This is a genomic window from Streptomyces polygonati, assembly GCF_042650325.1.
Taxonomy (GTDB): Bacteria; Actinomycetota; Actinomycetes; order Streptomycetales; family Streptomycetaceae; genus Actinacidiphila; species Actinacidiphila polygonati.
Genome location: NZ_JBHSBB010000041.1, coordinates 1 through 1,914 on the forward strand (window position 1 = coordinate 1; position 1,914 = coordinate 1,914).

Annotated in this window: 1 protein-coding gene; it reads left to right on the forward strand. The window is 72.3% G+C overall.

Going from position 1 to position 1,914, the window contains the following annotated elements:
- The coding region (locus ACFO3J_RS32715) for a condensation domain-containing protein (RefSeq protein ID WP_386437418.1) at positions 1-1,914 on the forward strand (1,914 nt) is incomplete at both ends.

Sequence of the window (1,914 nt, forward strand, 5' to 3'; positions counted from 1 at the left end):
CAAGCCACCATCACCACCCACCCCAACCACCACAACACCCCCCAACTCACCGCCCACATCACCACCACGGCAGGCACCGACCTCGACGTGCGAACGGTAAGGAGCTGGCTGCGGGAGCGGCTGCCGGAGCACATGGTCCCCACCTTCATCGTGGTGCTGGACCGGATGCCGCTCACCGCCAACGGCAAGGTCGACAAGAGAGCTCTCCCCGCTCCCGACATCGCCCCCACCGAGGGCCGTGCTCCGCGCACTCCACTGGAGGAGATCGTCTGCGGGCTGTTCACCGATGTCCTGGCGGCTCCCGCGCCGCTCACCGTCGACGACAACTTCTTCGACCACGGCGGCCACTCCCTGCTCGCCGCCCGGCTCGCCGCCCGCGTCACCGCCGTCCTCGACGCACCCCTCACCATCCGTGACGTCTTCCTCAACCCCACCCCGGCCGCCCTCGTCGAGCACCTCACCGCCCGAACGGACCGGGGAGCCGCCGCCCGTCCCGCGCTGACCGGCGAACCCCGCCCCGAGCGGCTGCCGTTGTCCTACGCCCAGCGCCGGCTGTGGCTGATCTCCGGCATGGAGGGGAGTTCCGCGGCGTACAACGTGCCGCTGTCCGTCCCCATCGACGGCGATCTCGATGTCGAAGCGCTGCGTTCCGCCTTCGCCGACCTGATGGACCGCCACGAGCCGTTGCGCACGGTCTTCGCGACCGCGGACGACGAACCGTACCAAAGGGTGCTGCCGGTCGGCGCGGCCCCGCTGGTCTTCGAACGCCGCACGGTCGGCGCCGAGTCGCTCGACGGGGAGATCCGGTCGGCGGCCGGCCACGTCTTCGACCTGGCCGCGGAAGCTCCCTTGCGGGTAACGCTGTTCGAACTGGGCGACGACCGCAGGGTGCTGCTGATCCTGCTGCACCACATCGCCACCGACGGCCAGTCACTGCGCCCGCTCCTGACGGACCTGGCGAGGGCCTACACGGCGCGGCTGTCCGGTGCCGGCGCACCGCGGTGGTCCGGGCTTCCCGTGCACTACGCCGATTACGCGATCTGGCAGCGGCGGCTGCTGGGTGAGGCGGCGCGGCCGGACAGTGTGCTCGGCGCCGAGCTGGCGCACTGGCGTGGCGCGCTCGCCGGGCTTCCCGAGGAACTGGGACTGACGCTGGACCGGTCGCGGCCGGCCGTGGCCGGTCACCGGGGCGGCGCCGTACCGCTGGACTTCGGGGCCGAACTGCACGAGGGCATCGCGCGGTTGGCCCGCGCCCAGCAGTGCACGCCTTTCATGGTGGTGCACGCCGCGCTCGCCGCGACGCTCACCCGGCTCGGCGCCGGCCCGGACATCCCGATCGGCTCCCCGGTGGCGGGACGCAGCGAGGACGCGCTCGCCGACCTGGTGGGTTTCTTCGTCAATACGCTGGTGCTGCGCGCGGACACCTCGGGCAATCCGACCTTCCGCGAGCTGCTGGCCCGGATCCGTACCGCCGATCTGGACGCCTTCGCCCACCAGGAGGCACCCTTCGACCTCGTTCTCGAAGCCGTCGCCCCGGAGCGGTCGCTGTCCCGGCATCCGCTCTTCCAGATCTGCCTGGCCCTGGACAGCGGCGCCCCGCCGCGCCTGGAGCTGCCCGGCCTGCGGGTCGGGGACGTGCGCCCGATCGCCAACGGCTCGGTCAAGTTCGACCTGGAGTTCCTGCTCAGCGCCGACGACGCGAACGGCCTCACCGGACAGGTGCTCTACGACGCCGCGCTCTTCGACGGCGCGACCGTCCGGCGGATGGTGGCGATGCTGGGCCGGATGCTGCGCCAGGCGGTGGCCGACCCCGATCTGACGCTCGCGGCGGCGGACCTCCTCGACCCCGAGGAGCGTCGGTCGGTGCTGTCGGTGTGGAACGGCGCGGCGGCCGATGTGGAGGACGCCTCGCTG